Annotated in this window: 3 protein-coding genes and 1 pseudogene; all 4 read right to left on the bottom strand. The window is 54.8% G+C overall.

The window, feature by feature from the left end; genetic code table 11:
• Positions 1–770 (bottom strand): UDP-3-O-acyl-N-acetylglucosamine deacetylase (gene lpxC / locus B3Z49_RS00740; RefSeq protein WP_296987422.1); only part of this gene is annotated, 770 nt, incomplete at its 3' end.
• Between the two features lie 335 nt (positions 771–1105).
• Positions 1106–2761, bottom strand: a complete 1656-nt coding sequence (gene ftsZ / locus B3Z49_RS00735) for a cell division protein FtsZ (protein WP_296987421.1) — start codon at positions 2759–2761, stop codon at positions 1106–1108.
• A 189-nt stretch (positions 2762–2950) separates the two neighbouring features.
• On the bottom strand, positions 2951–4162 hold the full coding sequence (gene ftsA, locus B3Z49_RS00730) for a cell division protein FtsA (RefSeq protein ID WP_231959745.1): 1212 nt from the start codon (positions 4160–4162) through the stop codon (positions 2951–2953).
• A 272-nt stretch (positions 4163–4434) separates the two neighbouring features.
• Positions 4435–4641, bottom strand: a pseudogene (locus B3Z49_RS00725) (cell division protein FtsQ/DivIB); the annotation flags it as partial.

The following is a 4641-nucleotide window of genomic DNA, read 5'->3' as shown; positions in this document are numbered from 1 at the left end:
TGGCGGACGAATTCGTCTTCGTAACGCAAGCCTTCCTCGTTCATGACTTCGTCACCGGAAAGAACAACCGCGTTATCAAGCGAACCACCACGGGCAAGACCGGCAGAACGCATGGCTTCAACTTCATGCAAGAAGCCAAAGGTACGGGCCCGTGCGATGTCGGCAACAAACACGCCGTCATCGAACTTTACGGACATGCGCTGGTTGGCAATGGCCTTACTGGCGAAATCAATCTCGAAATCGATCTCGAACCCGTTGGCCGGTTCAACCCGTGCGGTGCAGCCGTTATATTCGACTTCAATCGGTTTCAGAACTTCGATGACCTGACGCGGGGCATCAAGTTCTTCGATGCCAACGCAATCAATCAGGAAGTTAAACGGGGCGGAGCTGCCATCCATGACCGGAACTTCATCGGCATCGATATCGATGAGGACGTTATCAATGCGCGTCCCGGCAAGCGCGGCCATCAGATGTTCGATGGTGCCGATCTTGATGCCCCGGGCAGTATCACCAAGGCAGGTGCAAAGACGGGTATCGATCACGCCATCGTAACGTGCCGGAAACAGCGGCTGGTCATCCAGATCCGTGCGGCGGAATACAATGCCATGATCGGCAGGGGCAGGGTGAAGGGTAATGCGGATCTTCTGACCGGAATGCAGACCAACACCGGCACAGCCGATAGAGGCTTTGAGCGTGCGCTGGAGCACATAACCGTCGCCGGAAAAGCCAGTCTGCGTGATAGCAGAACCAAGATCGGCAATATTGTTCACAGGAACCCCCAAATCAGGTCAGTCAGTTTGTCATCAATCAACGTCAAAGCATGTTCAAAGCCATCTTCAAATTCGTTGGCCCCTGCTTTGTTAGTTTGGAACACTACTGTTGATCGAGCAATCACTCAAATCACTCTTTGTTACGCTTTGTAAACTTCATAGTGCTTTGAAATTGAAAGGTAAAATGCATTTCTGCAGGGCATTTGGCGCCGGTTGTAACCGTGTGGTTTCCGAACTTTGGTCACAATTGCCGAATTACAGCGTCATCCAAGCTGGTGCGTCCAAAAAAAAGGGGAAGGCATTAAGCCTTCCCCATCTTCGCGCGGAGATCGTCGTCAGTTGGCCTGACGACGAAGGAAGGCCGGAATTTCAAGAAGGTCGTCAGACGCGCCTTGCGCCTTGCCCCGGGAAGCAGGCTCCTTCTTCATGACATGTTCGCTGTCCTCGCCAAGCGGCATCTCGGTCTGGCGTGGCGCAGGTGCCTGCGGCTGCGAGACTTTCGGTTCCGCATAGTTATGCGGTTCCTTGGCGGTCTTGTTCTTGCCAAACAGGCTGCTCAGAACCGAACGCGGCGAGGTTGCATTCTGGGCATCGGCTGCTTCGAATACGTCCGGGCTATGCTGAGCATGCTCGGCTTCGCTTGGCGTTACAGCACGCGGCGGAATGAAAGCCATGTCGCCGTTGCTGGTGGGTTTCTGGACCGGTTTGTCTGCACGCAGAACAGGCTTCGGTTTCAGGACCGTCTGGCCCATTTCAATCGAACCGGTTTCCTGTGCTTCGGCCTGATGGCTGATTTCCGGCTGCTGTGCGCTACCGGTTGCAGCAAAACGATCAGCAGGAATGTGATCAACCGACGCACCACCCGCATAGTCACCAGCACCCGTGTTGTGGGCAGCAGCGGCTGCTGCGTTGCCTGCGCCATGTTGTGCGAAGGACGGTGCCGCGGCGGGCTGTTCTGCCGGTTTCTGGGAAACAGGCTGTGCAACAGAAACAGTGGTCGGCTGCGGACGGCGAACTTCTTCGGCGTCTATGCCGGTTGCAACAACAGAAACGCGAAGCGCACCTTCGATGGTCGGGTCGAAGGTCGAACCGAAGATGATGTTGGCTTCGGATGCAACTTCCTCGCGGATGCGGTTGGCGGCTTCGTCAACTTCATACAGCGCCATATCCATGCCGCCGGTGATGTTGATCAGAACCGCACGGGCACCCTTCATGGATGCATCTTCAAGAAGCGGATTGGCTATTGCAGCTTCGGCAGCCTCAAGTGCACGTTTTTCACCCGACGCTTCACCAGTGCCCATCATGGCTTTACCCATCTCGCTCATGACAGTGCGGATATCGGCAAAGTCAAGGTTCACAAGACCCGGGACCATCATAAGGTCGGTAATCGAACGCACACCGTTGCGCAGAACGTCGTCTGCCATCTGGAAGGCATCTGCGAAGGTTGTTTTTTCATTCGCGACCCGGAACAGGTTCTGGTTCGGAATGATAATCAGGGTGTCGACATACTGTTGAAGCTGTTCGATGCCCTGTTCGGCGGTGCGCATGCGGCGCGTGCCTTCGAAATGGAACGGCTTGGTAACAACACCAACGGTCAGAATGCCGGCTTCTTTGGCCGCACGTGCAATGACCGGGGCGGCACCTGTACCCGTACCACCGCCCATACCGGCGGTGATGAATACCATGTGGCTGCCTTCAAGCTGCGCCTGAATTTCTTCAATGGATTCTTCGGCGGCGGCACTACCCGCATCCGGACGTGCGCCTGCACCCAGACCCTGGGTAATCTTGCGACCAAGCTGCATCTTGCGTGTTGCTTTTGCCTGGGTCAGGGCCTGAGAATCGGTGTTGGCAACAACAAAGTCACATCCTTCAAGTTCGGATGCGATCATGTTGTTAACGGCGTTGCCGCCGGCACCACCGACACCGATAACGGTGATCTTTGGTTTTAGGTTTTCTTCCGTTTCAGGAACGGAAAAACTGATTGTACTCATTGTTTGCTCTTCCTCTCCGCGCTTTAGAGCTTAAAGATCACACAGGCCTTCCCTTTGCCTGTGCGTGCCAGAAATGCTTCGGGCACAAAGACCTCCGAGTCCGTTTTAGCTGGCAAAGAGTTATTGCCTTCTTAATGCGGCTAAAAGTTTTCGGGAAAATGGATAAAAAAGTGCGTTTGGGCGTGCGAACTAGAAGTTCTCTTTGAACCAGGCACCCAAACGGCCCCAACGCCCACCCGATTGACGGATTTGCGCCATGGCTTCGCTCAGGGGATCGTTCTGTTGGGCAACAGCCCGCAACAGCAGCCCCGAACAGGCCGAAAAAGCCGGTCCGGCGGTGGCTTCGGCAAGGCCCGAAACACCGTGCGGCAGGGCAATCGTGGCCGGACGTTCAAACATCTGGCTGGCCAGATCGGCAATGGCGTTCAATTGGCTGGCGCCACCGGTCAGAACGATGCTGCGTCCACCGATTTGTGACAAACCATGTTCTTCCAGTTGATCGCGAATCAATTCGAACGTTTCTTCAAGTCTCGGCTTGATGATGTTGATCAGCATCGAGCGCGGCACATGATTGAAATTGTTTTCGTCTTCATCGCCGATTGTCGGAACCGCAAGAATTTCCTGATCATCAGACGGCGAGGTCAAAGCACTACCATGCAGGGTTTTCATGCGTTCGGCATGGTTAAGCGACGTATTGAGCCCATAGGCGATATCGCGCGTGACATGCGCGCCACCGACAGGAATAGACGTGGTGTAGACCACCTGACCGGCATTAAAGACTGCCACACTTGTGGTGCCTGCGCCCATATCAATCACGGTCGCGCCCAGATCGCGCTGATCGGCTGTCAGGGCCGAAAGACCCGATGCCAGCGGGGTGACGACTGTTTCCTCAATCGCAAGGTGGCAACGTGCCAGAAGGGTGCCAAGATTGCGCAGCGGTGCTGTTTGCGTTCGGACAAAATGCAGATCAAGACCAAGGGTCGATCCATACATGCCGCGCGGATCATTCATGGTGTTGGCGCCGTCAAGGCGGAACCCCAACGGGACAGTATGGATCAGCTCATCACCGGCCTGACGCAGAAGGGCTTCCTTCTGGTCATTGAGTTTTCGGATCTCAAGATTGCCAATCGGGCGGGAGCCAAGCGGAAGCTCAACCGTGTGGGTTTCGGATTCCGGTCGACCGCCAGACAGATTGACAATGACTGAGTCGATGGTCTGACCCGCCATTTTTTCAGCGGCGTTGACCGCGGCAAGCACGACTTCCTGCGCGGCATCAAGATTGGAAATTGATCCACTTTGCAGGCCCTTGGACATGTTGTGACCAATGCCGATGATTTTCGGCGGTTGGTCCTTTTCACGTCGTGCAATAAAGCAGCAGACCTTGGACGTTCCAATGTCCAATGCCGCAATCAATCCTGATCTGGTTTTGCCGCGTGCCAATTGAATGCTCTGAATTTTTATGGGTTATGTGGTCGGACTTTTTTTGACCGTACCTTATTAAGCCTGTTTTCGACCAAAAGCGGTTGCAATTTGGTTAAGGCAGACCGTCGCATAACGCATCTTCATGCGAAACTACGCAAAGAATGTGGAAAAACAATCATGATATTGCGCAAGTCAGTGCCTTACGCGTCTGAAACGGGGCGCAGGATGGGTGGGGTGTCGGGGCGGTCAGTTCAGACCGCGCCCTCCTTCTTTGGCGGATTGCGCCTTTGTTCTGCGGCACCGGGTGTCAGGCGGACAAATGTCCGGTCGGGCAGGCGCAAATCAACAATCAGAACATCGCGATCAAGGATACTGTGTTCGCGATCAAGGACTTCAAGGCGCTGCCATGCCTTTTCCATGTTTTCTTCGGGCAGGCGAATGAACATGCCGTTGGCAAG

This window comes from Thalassospira sp. UBA1131 (assembly GCF_002311515.1).
Taxonomy (GTDB): Bacteria; Pseudomonadota; Alphaproteobacteria; order Rhodospirillales; family Thalassospiraceae; genus Thalassospira.
The sequence above is the reverse complement of the archived record's forward strand: the minus strand, read 5'-3'. Positions and strand labels throughout refer to the sequence as shown.